Raw genomic sequence first — 19,888 nt, 5'->3', positions numbered from 1 at the left:
TCTTCATTACTTTTTACACCGTTTTATCTTAAGGGGATTTTACCTCAATCGGTGTACAGTTTCATTAAGCCACAATAGATGAGAATACAGAGCAGGTTTATCCCCCTCTCTATAGGATTAATAGGTGCGATTATTATTACCTATTGCGCTTAATATTATGGAACTGACTAGGTCATTTTTGCTCGATTGTTCAATGATTCGATTCTAAATTTCAGATCAGATTATCAATTGAACGTAATTGTGTTCTTGTTGTCGACTTCCATATTTGGACTATCAGTTTCTACACTTAACCATGAGATCGTAGAAATTAACCAATGTCCGAGCCATTTTATAAATGCATAATCTACTCATTAATCGATTAGATTAGCTAACTTGTTTGAAAAAACTGCAATTGAGCGCTTTATTTAAAAAAGTACTTTACCTTTGGAGGGGCTTTTAGCATAATGCCCCACGTCAACAGGGGTGTAGTTCCAATTGGTAGAACAGCGGTCTCCAAAACCGATGGTTGCGGGTTCGAGTCCTGCCACCCCTGCCAAATTTAGAAGGTCTAGCAGAAATGCTAGGCCTTTGTCTTTTCTAGCTTTTCTAGCTTTTATTTCTCTTTATTATCATTCAAATAGATAAAACCAAACTTCGCATATTTGTGCTCGGTGACCAAACGGTGACCAAATGGTGCCCATAATGCAAAATTGAACCTTATCTAGATTTAGAGTCTCATCATAATTACTGTCATTTTTGCTTAATTTAGGTTTTGAAATTAGACTAAGCTAATTATCTGAATTGATGAACAGTACCGCTTTATTGTATTTCAGTAATGAAGATAAGTTGACTAGTAACTTGCTAAAAAGCCGCAAAGCCTCACAAATATTAGCTGAATACTCCATGACGGGTTAGTTCTATCAATTGCATAACCTCTAGAGCCCCAGTCTCAGTATATATTAAGCTAGCTGGTGATTAACCATTCATATTTAAAGTTGGCTCTACAAGCCATTTTGATAGCCTATTGGCTATCACCGTCCATTAGCTTGATTGCATAATCGACCACTCGTATAAAACGTACAAGGCGTTCGCTTTCTACACTGGTCAGTTTGCCACTGATTTTGCGCCGAGAAAAATGAGTAGGCATAATGCCGATTTGTTTGAGCAGTAAAGGTCGACATATATTGAGCTCTTCTGTTGTTTGATCCACAACATTTAAAGAAAGGCCATTCTCGATCTCTTGAATCAGAATAAACCCTTGGCTTGCAGGAATACCAACTTGTTCCCATAATTTGCGTACTCGGCTCTGCCTAGGGGGATCATTCTGTATTGTTTTGGTGTTCATAACTAGCAGCCTGAATAACTAGTATTATTACCAACTGTATGCCACATGAATTTTTAGTGGCGAGCCATTTGATATATCAAATATGAGGAATTCACATTGAGACTAATTAAACTGAAAGAAGTGATGGATTGCACTGGTCTAGGGCGTTCAACCGTTTACAACTACATAGCCGAAAACCAGTTTCCAAAGCCTGTAAGCCTAGGTTTAAGAGCGGTAGCCTGGGTAGAAAGCGAAGTGCAAGATTGGATATTAGAAAGGATAGAAGACCGTGACTTGTTGAAGTAAGTATTGTCTTTAAATTTATACTCGCCGAAACTATTCATACCTAAACGATTAATGTGACACAGGGCAAAATATCAATTGCTCTTGGATACTATTATATCTTTGTCTGATGCAAATAAACGCATGGATTCCATCTTTTAACATAAATAGATGCGTGGGAGTGTTATGGAAGATAAAATCAGTATATTACATTTGAAGCTTTTTCCTGAAGAGTACGACTGTACCCAAGATAGCATTAGTGATGCTCATGATCGCCGAAGGGGAATCAACCCAATGTCTTTAGAGTATCAAGATGAAGTTAACCTCCGTCGATTGGAGATGGGAGTTGAGCCATTTCTTGTGGAGAAAAGACAAAAATTTCCAGATAGTCCCCCTATTGAATCAAATCGCAAGAAGAATCCCGCACTAATTACCTCATTTGAATACTGTAGCCGACAAATACTGGCAAAGTCCTAATGGAGCGAAATTTCTTATATTTTGGATAACAAAATTGTAAAGCAATAGCTTAATGATATTCATCTAAGGGTTAAGTACAAGTTTGGATTTGATAGATGGTGAAGATTGCGTTTTGAGCATAATCTTTAACTATCCAGATTACTCTGTATTCTAAAATGCCTGATTTTATTTTTATAGTGTTAAGTATATGTTTATCATTATGTAATTAATGCGTTCTAAAGCGCGAGTCAATGATTTATATATCTTTTAAATCTACCTTACAAGGTGCTAGTATGTTTTGCTTTTAAATAAATGATTAAGTGACATATTTTATTAGCATTCTAAACGAAGGATTGTTTACACAAGGTGTGCGTATATGTTGGATGAAATTTTAGCCAAAGTCAGTGATGCAGAAACAGCAGCATTACTCAGTTCGTATAGACTTGTGATATTGCTATTGTCCCCAAAGCAGATCGAAGTTATCCCTTCATTTTTATATGAACAGAATATTCCATCTATCAACATTTCCTTGGTTATGGCTAACTCTTTGGCTGTGCTCTCCGCAAAACGACGAGAAAATGAATTATTTACCTTACTAAAGAAACGAACGCTAATGAACACAAGTCAAAGCTTGTGGCTGAATAGATTGCACATTTTATTTGAACCTTCTCTTAATCAAGAACCAATTAAGCTATTAAAATTACTATCAAAACAGACTTTTATGGTAGTCGTCTGGCCTGGTGATTACGACGATAAAGCGTTGACCTACTCTCTGCCAGGGAAACCTGACTACAAATATTACCCATTATCCGAACTAAAAGATGTACAAGTTGTTTATGCTTGTGACAGGAGTCTATAGATGAAAACGTATGGCGATTTAATCCAGTTTGAACCCGTAACCAACAATATTGAACTTGAGGATTCAGGTGTTCATAGTAAAGCTGAGGCGCTGGTATCTTCCTACGTTATCTCAGATAAAATGTCTCAAAAGCTAAGTAATATCATCATTGAGCAGCTTCAATATGAAGAATCTGTGGACAATAAAGCTTTATGGATCGTGGGTAACTATGGCTCAGGTAAATCGCATTTGATGTCAGTCATATCTGCAGTTGCAGAGTTTCCTGATCTTGCCAGTCATATTACTAACCCAACTGTGCAGAAAGCAGCAGACAAGATAGCAGGTAAGTTCAAGGTTATTCGATTTGAAATTGGAGCGTCTCAAATGGCGTTAACCGATATTATTACTAAAAACTTAACCGATGGCTTAGCTGCGATGGGAGTCGATTATGAATTCCCACCAATGACGCAAATCACTTCGAATCATAAGCCGTATTTCGAAGAAATGATGGCTGTGTTTGACCAGAAATACCCACAGATGGGACTATTACTGGTGTGTGATGAGATGCTCGACTACTTCAGATCTCGCAATGAACAACAATTACCATTAGATATCGCCATCTTGCGAGTCATAGGTGAAGTGATAGACGGAACCCGCTTTAGATTTATTGCCGGTGTTCAGGAAGCGATATTTGACAGCACCCAACTTGAGTTTTTGTCTAAAGAAGTTAAGCGTATTCGTGACCGAGCAGAGCAAGTCGTAATCGCTCGTGAAGATATCAAGTTTGTAGTACAAGAGCGTCTATTAAGAAAAAGTGCTCAGCAACAAGCTTGGATACGTGAATATTTACAAAAATTCACTCCTTATTATGACAAAATGAACGAACGATTAGACGAGTTCGTGCGCATGTTTCCGGTTCATCCTGATTATATTAATACCTTTGAACGTGTTCGAATGGCTGGTTTAGAAAATCGTCAAGTGCTAAAAAGTCTTTCTCGTCAGATGAAAGAGCTAATGGATAAAGAGATCCCTATGGATCTACCAGGAGTATTTTCATACGACACATACTGGGAAGAGCTAAGTAGCGAGCCCAGCATGAAAACCAATCCAGAAGTCGGTCAGGTAATCGAAACCGGTGAAACATTGCTTGAGCGTATAGAACAAGCATACCCTACAGCTAGCGAAAAAGACTTTGCTAAACGCCTCGTAGCAGGCCTGGCGATTCATCGTATGGCTGTGGGTGACATTTATGCTGAAATGGGGGCTACAGCCGCAGAATTAAGAGACTCCTTATGTCTGTATCTTACAAACATTGAGTCCATGCCGGGTGAAAAGAGCAAAAACCTCGAAACACATATAGTCACTGTTCTAGGTAAAATTCGCCGTACTGTAAATGGGCAGTTTTTTTCTAAAAATAAAACCAATGATCAGTTCTATATAGATTTAAAAAAGACTGAAGACTTTGATGCGCATATTGAAGCCAGGGCATTAACCCTGTCTGAAGACAGTATTAACAGTGCCTATCGCGCCGCTATGTTGGAAATTTTAGAACAAACCGACACTCAACAATCCCATACTGCAATGTGGCAGCACGAGCTTAAATGGCTAGATAAAAATGTTAGTCGTCCTGGTTGGCTATTTTTAGGATCGCCAAACCAACGTGAAACGGCTAAACCACAGCTTGATTACTATATGTACTTTGTGCAGCCAGAAAACCCACCGAAACAGAAAAAGGAATTTATCCGAGAGGATGAGGTTCAATTCATATTAAAAAATCGCAGTGAAGAATTTAACCGCTATCTTAAATATTATGCCGCTTCGATTTCTCTTCGCGGTCAAGCTACTGGTGGGGCTAAAACGACCTACAAGCTTAAAGCAGACGCCTATTTACTGGACATGATCAAATGGATTAAAGCCAATTTAAAAGATGCTTATGAGGTCCATTACAACGGCCAAGGAAAGCCTATGATGGATTGGATTAAAGGCTCAAGTGTTCGCGATATATCGGGCATTGCAGATAGTGATCACGGCAGTGTAAAGGATATCTTTGAAGCGATAGCCAGTTTTATATTCAAGAGCTACTTTCATTCTTTGGCCCCTGAGTACCCCAAGTTTTCGCAACGTATTACTGGTGATACCATTGCTGTCGCCGCTAAAGATGTACTCAGCTACCTTGCTGGTGGCGCAGCAACTAAGCGCGCCATAGCGGTGCTCGATGCCTTAGAGTTATTAGAGGGCGACAAATTAAAGCCTACGCAATCGCGTTATGCTAAAGCCATTATGGCAATATTAGCTGCCAAAGGTCATGGTCAAGTCGTAAATCAAAGTGAATTACTAGAACAAATTCATGCACGGCTTTATTTCAAACCCTATAGCTATCGCTTAGAACCTGAATGGTTACTGGTTATTTTAGCCAGTTTAGTCCATGCCGGTGAACTAGAGCTCTCTGTCGTGGGTAAGGTTATCACCGCCAGCGATGTCGATGCTTTTAAGGGCATAGATTTTAATACCTTGGTTGAGTTTAAACATATCCAAGCACCTAAAGACTTTAATATGTCAGCCATTAAAGCTGTATTGCAGCTCTTAGACATGAACGAAGGTTTGGCGACTTCTATTCAGCAGGGTGATGACAATGTCGTTCGTGACATGGGGCAAAAGATTGAAGCGACGGTTAAAGCCTTAGTTCAAGGACAGCAAGTGATTAAACAAAGATTATCACTCTGGGGCCAGTTTGTTTTATCTGAAGCTGAAGCACAAACCTTAGCGGATAATCTCAATCAAGCGAAAATATTTTTAGAGTCGTTGCAGCGTTTTAATACGCCAGGTAAGCTTAAAAACTTTAAGTCAACTACAGCGGAAATTGCTGAGCAAGCACAACACTTAATGGCTTGGGAGTCGTTTAATAAATTGGCTGCTACGGTTGGCTACTTCTCTGATATAACCCAATATCTTAGCCAAGCTCAGTTAGTGCTACCAGAAACTGACCCATGGCAACTAGAGGTTAAAGCGGCTTCACTAGCTTTACGACAAGGGTTTGAAGATGAGCAATTACGTTTAGAACCTAGCTTTAAGCAATTACATCTAGCGACGTTACAAACCCTAAAGCAAGGCTATGGTAAGCGTTTTGTAGAGCTATACCAAAAGTCACGTTTGACACTGGTTGAAGATAAGCAAAAGGCCAAACTGATAAGTGATGATAGGCTACAAACTTTAGAAGCCTTGTCTGGTATAAGTTTATTGCCAGCAGAGCAAGTGAAAACTTGGCGAACAGAATGGGCAGAGCTCTTAGTGGCCGATTCTATTGATCCTAAACAGTTAGAGGTCAATCCTAGGCCTGTAACGTTTAACCCAAGAGCCGAGGCGATAAAAGCACCAGCCAATCAAAGATTAACAAAACTGGATGACCAGTTGGATTCCATGCTGACAGATTGGACCCTTAGTTTAAAAGCGACTTTAGAAGATCCCTTTATTCAGCTTGACTTGCTGCACCTTGAGCAAAAAACTGAAATTGATTTTTTTGTAAAAACAGGTGAATTACCTGTGCCATTAGACAAGTCTTTTATTGAAGCAGTAAATCAAGTGTTATCAGGATTAGAAGAAGTCCGGATCAGCACTGTTGAATTGGTCGCAAGTCTAGGTCAAGGTACGCCACAAACCTTAGCTGAAATAAAACGCCGTTTTGAGCAATTACTAAAAGAGTATTGCCAGGGTAAGGATACCGATAAAGTTCGTATTGTTATTGATTAGGTAAACTATGCCTGTTGTTAAAGCGAGTGACTTATCAGTCACTCGCTTTGTGACCTTTTTAAGTGCAGAGCTCCTTTTTAAATAGATTGAACATGAGCCGCTGTAAGTACCGGCTAATTGAGAAAATAATGAAACAAGAAAGCTTATTAAAAGACGAAAGCCCAAAAGTGGCAGTTGGTCCAGTAGAGTGTTTAGGTCAAACCTTCACTAACGATGAAGCTCGTCGAGCACATTTTACCGAGTTATTGCGCCAAAAGTTGCAAGATCCAGAATTTAGAGCAATTGAGGGTTTTCCTATCGGTACAGATGAGGCTATTTTAGAGCTTTCGGACCCACCTTATTATACTTCTTGCCCTAATCCTTGGTTAAATGATTTTGTTGAGCTGTGGGAATCGCAGAAAGTAGATTTAGATGACGAATATCATCGAGAACCGTTCGCAGCTGACGTAAGTGAAGGGAAAAGTGATCCTATCTATAATGCCCACTCTTATCATACAAAAGTGCCTCATAAGGCGATTATGCGATACATCCTTCATTACACGAATCCAGGAGATATTATTTTTGATGGTTTTTGTGGTTCAGGTATGACAGGTGTTGCGAGCCAATTATGTGGCGATATAAATGTGATTGAATCCCTTGGCTTTTTTGTGGATAAAGATGGGGGAATATTTGATTCACCATCATTTAATCCAAGTAATAAAATTGGAAAATTAGGTGTAAGAAAAACGATATTGAATGATCTTTCTCCATCAGCAACATTTATCTCATCTAATAATGTTCAAAGCGTTAATATCAATGAACTAAATAGTAGAATAAAGTCTGTTATAGAACTCGCGTCTACAAAGTTCAGTTTTATGTATCAAACAAACCATAATAATTCCGGTTTAAAAGGCAATATTAATTATACTATTTGGAGTGATGTATATTGCTGCCCAGAGTGTACAGAAGAAGTGATTTTTTGGAGTTCAGCTATTGATGTTAAAAATGCTGTAGTTCTAGATAGTTTTCATTGTCAACATTGTGATTCCATTTTGACTAAGAGAAATGCAGAGAGAGTTTGGATAACTGGCTATTGTGATAAAAATAAAGTCAGTACTAAAATTGCCAAGCAGGTTCCTGTTTTAATTATATACTCAGTTGATGGGGAGTCTGGAAGGTTTAGCAAAATTCCTGATGAAGATGATATAAAGTTAATTTCACAGATAGATCTTATGGATGTGAACACATGGTATCCATCAATGAAGATACAAGATGGATATAACACACGTCAACCAGTAAGATCACATGGTTTAAGTTATGTTTCAGACTTTTATACTAAAAGAAATCTGATAGCTTTAAGTTATATCTACTCATTATTATCAAATAATCGCGAAAAATTTTTGTTTACAGGATTTGTAAATGGTGCGACCAAGCTTAATCAATTCCATTTAAAAAATTACGTTTTTGGTGGCGGTGGTTTTAGTCCAGGACCAAGAAAAGGAACGTTATACGCACCGTCAATTTCAATGGAGGCATCTCCATTCGCCCTTATAAAAGACCGTTTAAGAACACAAAATAGAGCTTATAAAAAATATTCAAATTTTAAAAAGTCTGATGTTGTAATAGGCTGTAGTTCTACCACTGAGGTTTTAAGTGAAAAGCTAGAAAATTCAGTTGATTACATCTTTATTGACCCTCCGTTTGGCGCAAATCTAAATTATTCTGAACTTAGTTTGTTTTGGGAGGGATGGCTATCTGTCGTTACAGATAATAAACCAGAAGCTATTGAAAACAGTGTGCAAAAAAAAGGTGGTTTCGAGTATAGAGGTATAATGACCGAATGTTTTAAGGCGGCTTATAAAGTGTTAAAGCCAGATCATTGGATGACTATTGAGTTTTCTAATACAAAAGCTTCAGTATGGAATAATATTCAGTCTTCTCTAACCGATGCAGGCTTTATTATCGCTAACGTATCTGCTTTAGATAAAAAACAAGGTGGAATAAATTCTAATGTTAGTAAAACCGCTGTTAGACAAGATCTAGCTATCTCTGCTTATAAACCTACTCATGAATTGGACAGAAATGAACTAAATTCTATTGGGGTAAATGGTGTTTGGAAATTTATTGATAATTATTTAGCGCATTTGACAGTCGTCAGAATGGCAGAAAATAAAATTTTACCTGTGAGAGAAAGAGATCCTAGAATATTATTTGATAAAGTTATTACTTATTTTGTTCGGAATAACATTAGTATTCCAATATCTAGTAATGAGTTTCTGAAAGGTTTGGAAAGTAAATATATCTATAGGGATGGGATGTATTTTTTACCTGAGCAAGTTACTGAATATGATAAGCAAAGAGCTATGTCTGCTCAAATTCAACAATTATCAATATTCGTAGATGATGAAGCATCTGCAATTGAGTGGATGAGACAAGAACTCAAAACCAAACCAAGAACTTACTCAGAGATTCACCCTTTGTTCCTCAACGAGCTATCAGGTTGGAAAAAGAGTGAATTATCACTAGAGCTCTCAACACTGCTAGAACAAAATTTCATTAAATATGCTGGCGAAGATGATGTGCCTTCGCAAATCCATACTTACTTATCTACAAATTTTAAAGATATGCGCGGTTTGGATAAAGATGATGTCCGCTTAGTTGCTAAAGCCAAAGATCGTTGGTATGTGCCCGATCCAAACAAGGCTGAAGATTTAGATAAGGTGCGGTTACGAGCGCTGCTGCGTGAGTTTGAAACATATAAAACCCAAAAGAAAGTCAAATTACCTCGTGCAGAAGCACTGCGCGCAGGTTTTAAAACAGCTTGGGAAATACAAGACTTTCAAACCATTTTAGATATAGCGGAAAAAATCCCGACAGACGTCTTACAAGAAGATGAAAAGCTGTTGATGTTCTATGACAATGCTCTGACATTAACGTCTACCGAAGAAGACGAGTGGTAATGGCATCGAGTGCATCTCTAAATGTTGGCGAATGGGCTTGGAGTTTGGCTCATCAACAGCATGTTAAAGTGATCGAAAACTCTGGTCTTTGGGGCCAGAATTTTTATCGCGTATGGCTGCAACAGCAAGATAGCGTGGTTAAAGTGCCAGGCGATGATTTGCTCTCATCGCGTTATGGCCGAAATGTCGATGCCCATTTTATTTCTTATATGGCTGTAGCAGCAAAAATTGCCAATGCACAGCAAGACGATGTATTACTGGCGCCAATCGAGTCCAATGTTATTCCGCTGCCTCACCAATTAAAAGCCCTTGATAAAGCCATGTCGCGCAAGCAGATCAGGTATTTATTTGCCGATGAAGTTGGACTTGGTAAAACCATTGAAGCAGGGCTTGTTATCCGTGAGTTAAAGCTTAGGGGTATGGCTAAAAGGATATTGGTGTGCGCCCCTAAAGGGTTAGTGAGTCAGTGGGTGAGTGAAATGAGTACTCATTTTAATGAGAGCTTTCACCTTTTTTTACCTAGTGAGCAAAAACCGCTGGATGATAACGAGAATGTCTGGCTGCGCCATGACCAAGTAATATGCCCTGTTGATAGTATTAAGCCCATTGAAAGCCGTAAAGGCTGGTCACTCAAACAAATTCATGAATATAACAAGCACAGATATGATGACTTACTTGCTGCTGGTTGGGATTTAATTGTAGTTGACGAGGCCCATCGTTTAGGTGGCAGTACAGAGTTTGTTGCGAGATATAAATTAGGACAAGGTTTAGCTGAAGCATCACCTTATTTATTGTTGTTATCGGCTACGCCTCATCAGGGTAAAAGTGATGCCTTTCATCGATTAATGGCGTTACTTGATAGAGAAGCTTTTCCCGATTTAAGCAGTGTGACTAAAGAGCGAGTTCAGCCTTTTGTTGTGCGGACCGAAAAACGCATTTCGATTAATGGTGAAGGAAAGCCGTTATTTAAGCCCCGAAAAACTGAGTTAGTGCCTGTGGCTTGGCAGACAAAGCATGCACTTCAACGCCATCTCTATGAAGAAGTGACGGAATACATTAAAGAAGGCTACAACCAAGCTAAAGCTAAAAAACAAAATGCTATTGGTTTTTTGATGATTTTAATGCAGCGCTTAGTCAGTTCAAGCAGTGCCGCAATTGCGACTACATTAGCGCGCCGCTTGGTGGCGCTTAACAATACGATTGTAGAAGAAGAGTTACCGTTAGCCTTTGCCGAGGATTGGGCTGAATTAGATGGTCAGACCCAGTTGGATCAGTTAATTTCAAACTGTCAGCAAGCCTTAGCCAATGAAAAGGCTGAAGTCCAACGTTTACTTGATATTGCTGAAAAGTGTGTTGCTAATGAGTGTGATACTAAAGCGGAAGCCCTAGTTGACTGGCTTTATAAACTGCAGCAAGAAGAGCAAGATCCTAATTTAAAAATGCTGGTTTTTACAGAGTTTGTTCCCACGCAAAAGATGCTGAGTAAATTTTTCACGGACCGAGGGATCAGTGTTGTTTGCTTGAATGGTTCGATGGATATGCATGAGCGAAAAAAAGTACAAGCTGCATTTGCGGGCGATAGTAGGCTACTTATTTCAACTGATGCTGGTGGTGAAGGTCTCAATCTGCAGTTTTGTCATCTTATCGTTAATTATGATATTCCATGGAATCCTATGCGAATGGAGCAGAGAATTGGTAGAGTAGATCGTATTGGCCAGCCTCATGTTGTTCGCGCGCTAAACCTTGTGCTTGAGGATACTGTAGAACATAGGGTTCGTGATGTGTTGGAAAGTAAACTGCAAATTATTCTTGAAGAATTTGGCGTTGATAAAACCAGCGATGTTTTAGATTCTGCAGACGCAAATCACTTATTTGATGAGTTGTTTATTGAGTCGTTGACTAATCCAGATATGATGGACCAAGAACTCGCTAAAGCGCTGCAAACAATTCGCGAAGGTGCCAGTGATAAAAAAGCTCAAGATAGTTTATTTGCGTCAGGTGAAGAATTAGATTCAGAAGCCTTTGACAAAATAGCCAACCATCCGTTACCGCATTGGGTTGGTTTTATGGTTGAACAATATCTCAAGTGGCAGAAGAATTTAGGATATAAAGCGGAATTCTCTAAGTTGGCGAATGGTGGTCATTCGGTTAACTGGCCTGATGGTGCTAGCTGGAAAAATATTACGTTTATTGGAAAAGATGCACAATTGAATGCTGACTTAACCCACATAACATTGGAAAACCCTAAAATTCGTGGTTTATGCAGCCAACTTCCTATTTGGAGTGAAGCGCAAAAAATACCTGCAGTGACAATTAATTCATTACCTAGTGGTGCCACAGGTTATTGGTCGCTATGGAGCATCCGTTTTACAGGTGCTGATGAACGGCAAATGAAGTATCTACCGATTTATATTAGTACTAGTGGCCAGTATTTTGGTCCGTCATCGAATCGCATTTGGGATGCAATTAGTGCAGGTGACATCAACATGAGTGCCATTTCTACTCTCGTGACAGATGAAAAAATGCAGAGTGTATATAGCCAATTACGAGTTGTGGCCGAGAGCCAAAGTAAACAGATATTTGATGGTATGTTGTCCAATTATCTTGATAGCCTAGCGACAGATACTGAAAAAGGGGAGTTCTCATTTGCTGCTAGGAAAAGGGCAATCGAACGAATTGGCTTACCTGAAGTGAAACAGTATAGATTGAAGCAAATCGATGAAGAGTATCATCACTGGGAACGACAACTTGCAGCTAAACACTGTGTTTATCCTGAACTTAATCTACACGCAATATTTGAGATAAAGGGGTAAGTGGTGCGTTGGCAGGATAGACTACTTAATAAATTAGTGCTTGATAGTCATTTTTGCTATGTCATTAATGACCCTGATAACTTATGTTTCGAACCATACATAGCACAGCATTTTGAGCGTACTGGTACAGTGATTGTCAGTGAAGATGATCCTATTGTATTACGTTTGATTTATGAACAATGGCTTGAAGAGCAAGAAACGATTCCGTTGGTTATTCGCTTGTCTCAAGATAGTGGCTTGATTATTCCTCATGATATTGAAGTTCACGCAAAATCGTTAGACTTTCACATTAATGAAGTGATCCCAGAACTTGATTCTGCTGTACTGCGTTATATTGACCCAAGTTGCTATCAGTTGCTTATAAGCGCTGTGAGTAATTATAAGGTTGGTAAGTTAAGCAAGGTAGACAGTTTAGATTTTGTGCTACGACATGTTTACAAAATTGCTCCTGAGATCATTCAGACTGAAGTAGATTTGGTGCGTTTACTTATTAGGAAGCACTATATTAACCCTGATATGCCAACACTCGTTGAGCAAAGGTTAATCCAATTACTATCGTTTAATCCTGTCTTTTCTGCCTGGAAGTTTGAGCAAATTATCCCAAATAAAAACGAATTTTTTGCTTTCTTACAGTCACAGTGGGATATGTATTTAGAAAGTCAGGTAGCGATCAATCAAGTTAAAGAAAATGCTTGGCCAGTTGCTAGTTTGATTGTGCCATTTAATGATCAAGACATTAAAGTATACATAGACAATTTATTTGCTGATGGGTTACTGCAACCTGTTCATTTTGAAGGGTTAGAGAAAGATCATTGGGCTTGGATTGGTATTCAGACAGAAGGTAGCGAAACTGAACTCATTCGATATACACGTTTATTGGAATCATTAACACAAAAGTTTGCAGAGATTGAAGATAGTAAATTTACGATTGATTTTTGGGGAGATGTAGCCCATAACCTCGGAAGATTAAATGCGTATACATTTCAACTTGGCGATGTAATTACCAAGAGTGATAAAAGTAGACATAAAGCGCTCAATATTAAAATTGATCAGCTCTTTGAGGGCTGGTTAGTTAATAATTACGGCAGCCTTATCACCCAACCCTCTATTCGTTATCCCAATATGCTGCATAAAATTCCAGATTGGTTAGATAACACGGCATTGAATCAAGATAAAAAAGTGTGTTTGCTGGTCATGGATGGTATGGGGTTTCAGCAATGGTCGGTTATACGAGATAAGCTGCTTACGTGCAGTAATCTTGTTATAGATGAACATTATTGCTTTGCTTGGGTTCCGACTATTACCTCAATATCCCGACAAGCTCTTTTTTCTGGAAAGAGACCTCAGTTATTTGCAGACTCTTTGCTTTCGACGTCTAAAGAAGAAGCACTTTGGAGAGCGTATTGGGAAGATAAAGGGTTACAACGCAACCAAGTATTATTTAAGAAAAAGATCGAAAATATTAAAGTTCGAGAAGAATTTGTTGATCTATTCTATCCTCCGTCATTAAAAGTTGCTGGTCTGGTGGTGAATTTTATCGACGAGCAGATGCACGGAATGGTTGCTGGTATGGCGGGATTAAACGCTGTTGTACAAGTATGGTTAGATGAATGGCAGTTCACAGACAAAATTGCAACCATACTCGATGCAGGCTTCGAAATTGTAATCACTGCGGATCATGGTAATCAAGAAGGTGTTGGATGCGGATGGCCTAATGAAGGTGTAAAGGCTGAAACTAAAGGGGAGCGAGTGCGTATGTACAAAAGCTCTGAGTCGGCCTCAAGTTCAGCTGAGATTTCTGATGATGAAGTGGTAGAATGGCCCGCTAAGAAATTTGGTTTACCAGCAGATTTTTATCCACTAGTAAGTAAAGGAACACATGCCTTTGTTCAGAAAGGCAAAAAGATTGTTGGCCATGGAGGGATCAGCTTACATGAAGTGGTTGTTCCGCTGGTAACAATTAAGAGAAGTTATTAATAATGTCAAAGAAAGTGAGTTTTAGCCGTCATCTAGAAAAACATTGGCTTGATCAAACCGCTTTGTGGGTAGCTCAAGATTTAGATGCTAAAGCACTGTCTGAAAAGATTGATCGATTGGTGTCATCTAGCATTAATTGTAAAGTTAATCTTGGTAAAACGAGAAATATGCTTACTAATGTCTGGTGTGTTAAGCCAAAGCATGTGAGCGAACAATTTCAACGGTTTGCTGTGGATCAGGTGACGCATGACTGTGACATCCCCCTTTCACTCCATTGGGGGGTGTTGATAGCAAAGAATAAGTTTTTTGCTGATGTAGCAAGATTTATTGGACGAAATTCCAAGTTAAATGCATCTTTTACGTATGGGCAAGCTCAGAAACGAATTGTTGAATTATACGGCGATACAGAAACAGTTAAGCGTCATTTACGTTCGGTATTAAAGACGTTAGTTGAGTTTGGAGTGATTGTTCGAGGAAATAAACGGGATTATTCAGTTGTTAACGAAAAATTAACCATACCAACAACAATGAATAACTGGTTGCTTACCGCATTGTTAAATAGTGAGGATGTAAATAGTCGCTCATTATCTGATTTGCTTGATGATGCAGTTTGGTTTCCTTTCCATTTTAATGTTCAATTTAATGATATTAGTACCCAGTGGTTCGAATTACATCAACAGGGTAATGATCTTATTCTATTTAAAAAACAAAGAGAATAATGTGAAAGTATCGATAGGGTTTAATCGTCATTTAGAGCCGGATTGGCTTGCACAAACGGCTTCTTGGGTAGCAAATGGAATTATTGGTGATGAACTGAAATCAAGAATCGATTCCATGTTATCTCCTGTGTTTGATAGCCAAGTTGCCAAGGATAAAACCCGTAATCTTTTGTTTGGTATTTGGGCTAAATTGCCTAAACGCATTCCTGGTCAATTCCAGGCTGATGGTGCTCGTCTCATGATGGAATATAGTGAGTATCATTTGGCATTTCATTGGGGAATGATGTTAGCCAAGTATCCTTTTTTTGTTTTTGTCGTGTCTCAAATTGGCCGATTAACAAAGTTGAATGATACATTTATGTATTCTCAGCTAGAGCAAAGGGTTACTGAAAATTATGGTGATACATCAACGATTAAAAGAAGCATGCAATTTGTAGTTCGAACATTGATGAATTTGGGCGTTTTAGCTAACCCTAAACAAGGTGTTTATCAGCTTCAAAAACCGATAAAAATAGATGTTCCGAATGTAAAAGCATGGCTGGTAGAAGCAAATGTGTTATCTGAGCAACTCTCTAGTAGAAGTCTAAATGTGATTAATGACGATCCTGTGTGGTTCCCATTTGAACTAAGTTTTCAAGCCCATGAACTCACTAGTAATCAACGCCTAGAACTTTATCATCAGTCATCTGGTGTGGTTGTTTTTTTATAATGCTATAGCCAATGTTCCGGTATTTCGAGCTCAAACATGGGCGCGACATACTTGAGCATGGTGATAATTTCCTGATGTTTGTCTGCATCATATGTTTGACCATTTTTCCGCATTTCCACAATCTGCTGTAGTAATGGCAAGTTAAACATACCCAGTCGAAAGAAATTCCCCCAGGTCGGTTGACCAAAAAGATTGTAGATCACCTCAGTGCTATCACGCTCACTAGCCAAGCGTTTCTCGCCTGTTATCTTGGTTAAAGCAACTTCCGCTTCATCACGGTCTTCATAGGTGTTGAGTAGTTTCATCGTTTGAGTCTTCTGTTTTTCATATTAGCGTTAGCGATCTTACCTTATGTGGTATGACTATTACAGTTAGTAGCTATTTTGTAATTTCATTTTAAGTGAAAAACGACGAAAAATTAATGAATTATAGGTTTATCACTCACAATCACAGATTTTCACAAAACAATCACAGCCCTATCACTTCCTACTTTTTGAAGCTCAATTTATGCTTTATCTCGAATTAATCAATGGAGATAAACATGAGTAATAACAATCATAAAGCTAACCAATCAAATAGTAATAAAGGGACTTCAGGTACTAATCCTGCTTATCAGCAAACTCAGAATAATCGCAGTAATCAACTGAATCCTAACAATCCTAGTTACCAAGGTAAAAAATAAAGGAGAACATTGTTATGCCTAATAGTTCAGACATGTCACAAGATGAGTTAGATGTTTGGTCAGATATCAATAACCCGAATAATGATGCAGATATGGATTATTGGTCTGACGCCCATAATCCGAACAATGATGATTATTTAGGGGATGACTAATCTTTAAAGCTGGTGGACAATAAACCCACCAGCATCGATTTAAAGTAACTGTTATGACCGAAAAGCAAGTTGATAGGAAGTATAAATACACCAAGCAATTGGTTCGTATGGCTATTGAGCATGGAATGACTAACAAGGAAATTGCTAAGAAAGCAGGGCTAAGTGATAAGTCTGTAGCTCAGGTTACTAGATGGAGAAATGGCGATAGTCTTGCGACAGAGCGTCAAATGCGATTCTTCATTAATGAATTTGGTGATTTGTTGAAACGGAAGATGGAGCATTTGTTTTGTTATAAAGACGACGGTGTTATTAAGCATTTTAAGCTTTCAGGAGATATTATCCTGAGGCATGCGTATAAAGAAAAAGTACGTATTGATAGAAAAGATCTTTATGTTGGGATATTAAGGATCGTAATGATTAAGCATAGTGAAAAATTCACATTGCTTAGTCAATATCGAATGGGTTTAGAAGAGCGAGACCGCGGACAAAGTTTATCTGGTTCAGACATTGGGAAATTAGTTCAAAGCAGTTCAGAAGGTGCAAATTGGATTTGCTATAAAGCTGATAAGTTTCTCAACGCTAAAGAAATGGTAGAAGCTACCGATGCATATGCAAAAAGCTTCCTAGATGGTAGTAACTATATGCGTATTAAAGAGCATTCTAACCATTCTGAAATCATGTTTTTAGTGCGAGAGAAGATGATGAAAAATGGCTTTATAGCTGAAGATATTTTTGACTTAGATGCTCAAGATGAGATAATCAACGAACCCAAAAAGCCCAAGGAGAGATAGTCTCCTAACCGAGTTGGATGCACAACTCAATTTCAAATGTTAACGCTTATGCGGTGCCACCAGGAGCCATAATTGCTCTTTGGTCGTATTAAAACATTTCCGGTGCTATGTGATTTGCCATTGGCTAGGTGAACGGTACGCCAAGTAGCTGAATAGATCGTTAGCAATATGGGATAGGGGTGGGTAAGGCCGAACCATTTTTCTTCGTGAAGAATCGTTCGGCCTTTATTTTTAGTTTGCTGTATATGTCATTTCTTGTACCATCGTTTCTCTAACGTTATTGATTAGCTCTGCACTTACATCAAGATCTTTGCATAGAATTCGAATCAAGCGAGTTACATGGCGACTGAACTTATTATCAGGGTTAAATTTGTTGTACAGGCTTAACCAAGCAGCCACCAGTTTCTGTTCGTTATAGCCTGCATGTTCCAGCTGATAGAGTATTTCAATAATAGCGTCGTCTTCCCCTAGTTTATCAATATCAAAGATATCGAACTTACTCATGCCCATGTCGTTATCTGGGGTGAACTCACTGTTGAGCGATTCAGCTAATGAGGGATGCTCATCTGCATGAGAGGGTGATAGATGTTCTTTGATGAATTTAGGCATATGGAGGTCGTGAGGCGATAAGTTATCCTCTTCTATTGGTGTATTATCAGCTTGTTTTCTTAAAAATTGTGGTATCTCTAAGTAATTATTAGATGATGCTAAATACACAGGTGCACTTTGGTGTCTTACGTTACCAAAACCACTTTGCCCAGCAGGTAATTGGTGAGGTACTGTGCGTAATTGTGGTAGGCCTAGTTCATTTTTTTGTTCATTAATTTTTACCAGAATGTAGCTGGTGGATTCAGTGACCAATTGGTATTTTTCAGCTAAATCTAGTGCTTCAGTTATATTTACCTCTGCTAACCTAGAGTACGCAGCGAGGCGCGCTAATGTGTGGTTATCGGTATGGGTTAATGTAATCTTCTGCGTATGCTCTAAATTGATATCTTTATCGCTCTTACAAACAAATTTCAGTTCAGCTTGACTGTCAAATTTATCCTGGCTGGCTAGCCAAGAGAATACATTGATGGTGTCACCAGCAAAGAGGGGACTCAGCTGTTGTGGTGATTGCTGTATCGCTTCATTGTTTCTCGGCCATAATATCTTACTTTTGTGCAGCCTTGGCTGGTTGATGCGCTCAAAGTGTCGCACGATACGACTGCTCATATTTTCATTAGGTGTGACAAATTCGCTCGCTCCACCTGTTTCTCTCGCGAGTTTAGACAGGAAAGCTTCACTCACTGCGTTGCCAACACCAACTACAAAATGACGATGCTCAGAAGCTTGTGCGTTCGTCAGTAGGTTGTTTTCATCCCATATTTGCCCATCGGTGATCAACAATATGTCCGTGGGAATATTTTTTGGTGTTTTTGAAGAATAAGCAGCTTGTAACGCGCTATCCATTTCGGTGCCGCCTAAGTCAGCTCGAAGATTTTGTAGTGTATTTTCTACACGCTGTAAATTCTTTGGGGTTGCTTGTACTGACTTATTAAAGGTGAGTTTGTGGTGACTACCAAATAAGATAATGTTGAACCAGTCGTCATCTTCAAGTTGTTCTACTATCGCTTGTAGCGCAATACTCGCCTGGTTAATTGAGTCGCCAGCCATAGACCCCGAGCAATCTACTACCATTTTGATACAACGCTGCTGAAGTTTAGGCTGTATGTCTACTTGAGGATAGAAAGAGGTTAGAGCAACAGTTTGCTCCCCATCGTTTGTCCATAAGCCTTCTCCAACATATTGATTAGGTTTGGCTATTTCTATTATTAAATCTCGGTCCATGGGTTGTGTTGTAGCAAATAAACCTAGATGTAAGCCTTGGGAATCTAACGCTTGGGTTATGGAATGAGTTGGACTGGTTATAGTGGCGTCAGCTAGTTCGCCTTCTATGTCTGCTCGGAAATCAAACTGGTAGCCTGCGTTTATGGAGTGGCAAGGCACTTCATGTTCTGCGAGGCCTGCAATACGAGGGTAGCCGTATTTAGGCGCAAGTGTTGTAGGAATATAAAACCTTAATTTGTTTCCTTGCCATTCATTAAGCTGAGCATATTTAAAGTGGATAACCGCGCTTTCACCGGCGAGCAAGTTGCCCAAATTAATAGAGTACAACCCGTCTGTTATCTTTTTAAGCATGACAGCGGTATCACCACTGGTAACCGCTTCCTCGTATTCTTCTTCTGCAATTGAATTTACTTTGACTTGCCCTTCGAGTGTTTGGCCGTTGATCTCGACATTTAGTTGAAGTAGGACTGCATCAATAGGAAGAGGGAAGGTATACACGGTTTCAATGTTGGTGTTTTCGTTATTTTTGTATTGCTGCTTAACATCAATTTCGGCAAGTAAGCCATTTAATGTTGCCTTGATGCTGACTGCTTTTAATGCAATAGCTTCACCAAATAGTGTTGTTAATCCTATTTCACTGTTCATTTCTC

15 protein-coding genes and 1 tRNA gene are annotated in these 19,888 nt (G+C 38.9%); 13 read left to right on the top strand and 3 right to left on the bottom strand.

Going from position 1 to position 19,888, the window contains the following annotated elements:
* Positions 1–458: 458 nt before the first annotated feature.
* Positions 459–535: transfer RNA gene (locus AAEY99_RS10285), tRNA-Trp, on the top strand.
* Between the two features lie 465 nt (positions 536–1,000).
* Here the strand turns inward: AAEY99_RS10285 and AAEY99_RS10280 are convergent.
* Positions 1,001–1,324, bottom strand: coding sequence for a hypothetical protein (locus tag AAEY99_RS10280; RefSeq protein ID WP_351010402.1), 324 nt, complete (start codon positions 1,322–1,324; stop codon positions 1,001–1,003).
* 96 nt (positions 1,325–1,420) lie between these two features.
* On the opposite strand from AAEY99_RS10280, the gene AAEY99_RS10275 reads away from it, so the two are divergent.
* From AAEY99_RS10275 to AAEY99_RS10235, 9 genes are all read left to right on the top strand, one after another.
* On the top strand, positions 1,421–1,609 hold the full coding sequence (locus AAEY99_RS10275; protein WP_351010400.1) for a helix-turn-helix transcriptional regulator: 189 nt from the start codon (positions 1,421–1,423) through the stop codon (positions 1,607–1,609).
* Positions 1,610–1,771: 162 nt separating this feature from the next.
* Positions 1,772–2,062, top strand: coding sequence for a hypothetical protein (locus AAEY99_RS10270; protein ID WP_351010398.1), 291 nt, complete (start codon positions 1,772–1,774; stop codon positions 2,060–2,062).
* Positions 2,063–2,417: 355 nt separating this feature from the next.
* Positions 2,418–2,900 carry a BREX-3 system P-loop-containing protein BrxF gene (brxF, locus tag AAEY99_RS10265; protein WP_351010397.1) on the top strand — a complete coding sequence of 161 codons (483 nt, stop codon included), beginning with the start codon at positions 2,418–2,420 and terminating at the stop codon, positions 2,898–2,900.
* The gene (locus AAEY99_RS10260) at positions 2,901–6,626 is read left to right on the top strand and encodes a DUF6079 family protein (RefSeq protein ID WP_351010395.1); all 3,726 of its coding nucleotides are present in this window, start codon (positions 2,901–2,903) and stop codon (positions 6,624–6,626) included.
* Positions 6,627–6,754: 128 nt separating this feature from the next.
* Positions 6,755–9,565: a DNA methyltransferase gene (locus AAEY99_RS10255; protein WP_351010393.1), complete on the top strand. Its 2,811-nt coding sequence runs from the start codon at positions 6,755–6,757 to the stop codon at positions 9,563–9,565.
* Positions 9,565–12,378, top strand: coding sequence for a DEAD/DEAH box helicase (locus AAEY99_RS10250; protein WP_351010391.1), 2,814 nt, complete (start codon positions 9,565–9,567; stop codon positions 12,376–12,378). The genes AAEY99_RS10255 and AAEY99_RS10250 overlap by 1 nt, the downstream gene beginning before the upstream one ends.
* A 3-nt stretch (positions 12,379–12,381) precedes the next feature.
* Complete coding sequence (gene pglZ / locus AAEY99_RS10245) at positions 12,382–14,355, top strand: BREX-3 system phosphatase PglZ (RefSeq protein WP_351010389.1); 1,974 nt, start codon at positions 12,382–12,384, stop codon at positions 14,353–14,355.
* 2 nt (positions 14,356–14,357) lie between these two features.
* The gene (locus AAEY99_RS10240) at positions 14,358–15,074 is read left to right on the top strand and encodes a V-type ATP synthase subunit E family protein (RefSeq protein ID WP_351010387.1); all 717 of its coding nucleotides are present in this window, start codon (positions 14,358–14,360) and stop codon (positions 15,072–15,074) included.
* Position 15,075: 1 nt separating this feature from the next.
* Positions 15,076–15,783 carry a hypothetical protein gene (locus AAEY99_RS10235; protein WP_351010385.1) on the top strand — a complete coding sequence of 236 codons (708 nt, stop codon included), beginning with the start codon at positions 15,076–15,078 and terminating at the stop codon, positions 15,781–15,783.
* A gap of 2 nt (positions 15,784–15,785) precedes the next feature.
* Here AAEY99_RS10235 and AAEY99_RS10230 read toward each other — a convergent pair whose 3' ends face one another.
* On the bottom strand, positions 15,786–16,088 hold the full coding sequence (locus tag AAEY99_RS10230; protein WP_351010383.1) for a hypothetical protein: 303 nt from the start codon (positions 16,086–16,088) through the stop codon (positions 15,786–15,788).
* A gap of 236 nt (positions 16,089–16,324) precedes the next feature.
* Between AAEY99_RS10230 and AAEY99_RS10225 the strand changes: the two genes are divergently transcribed.
* The 3 genes from AAEY99_RS10225 to AAEY99_RS10215 are packed head-to-tail and all read left to right on the top strand — an operon-like array spanning position 16,325 to position 17,408.
* The gene (locus tag AAEY99_RS10225; protein WP_351010381.1) at positions 16,325–16,465 is read left to right on the top strand and encodes a hypothetical protein; all 141 of its coding nucleotides are present in this window, start codon (positions 16,325–16,327) and stop codon (positions 16,463–16,465) included.
* A gap of 14 nt (positions 16,466–16,479) precedes the next feature.
* Positions 16,480–16,617: a hypothetical protein gene (locus AAEY99_RS10220; RefSeq protein ID WP_351010380.1), complete on the top strand. Its 138-nt coding sequence runs from the start codon at positions 16,480–16,482 to the stop codon at positions 16,615–16,617.
* A 53-nt stretch (positions 16,618–16,670) separates the two neighbouring features.
* Positions 16,671–17,408, top strand: coding sequence for a hypothetical protein (locus AAEY99_RS10215; protein ID WP_351010378.1), 738 nt, complete (start codon positions 16,671–16,673; stop codon positions 17,406–17,408).
* 231 nt (positions 17,409–17,639) lie between these two features.
* On the opposite strand, the gene AAEY99_RS10210 is transcribed toward AAEY99_RS10215, so the two are convergent.
* A complete protein-coding gene (locus AAEY99_RS10210) occupies positions 17,640–19,883 on the bottom strand; it encodes a VIT domain-containing protein (RefSeq protein ID WP_351010376.1) in 2,244 nt (747 codons plus the stop codon).
* Positions 19,884–19,888: the final 5 nt, after the last annotated feature.

Source organism: Shewanella sp. S1-58-MNA-CIBAN-0166 (genome assembly GCF_040310085.1).
Classification (GTDB): domain Bacteria; phylum Pseudomonadota; class Gammaproteobacteria; order Enterobacterales; family Shewanellaceae; genus Shewanella.
The sequence above is the reverse complement of the archived record's forward strand: the minus strand, read 5'-3'. Positions and strand labels throughout refer to the sequence as shown.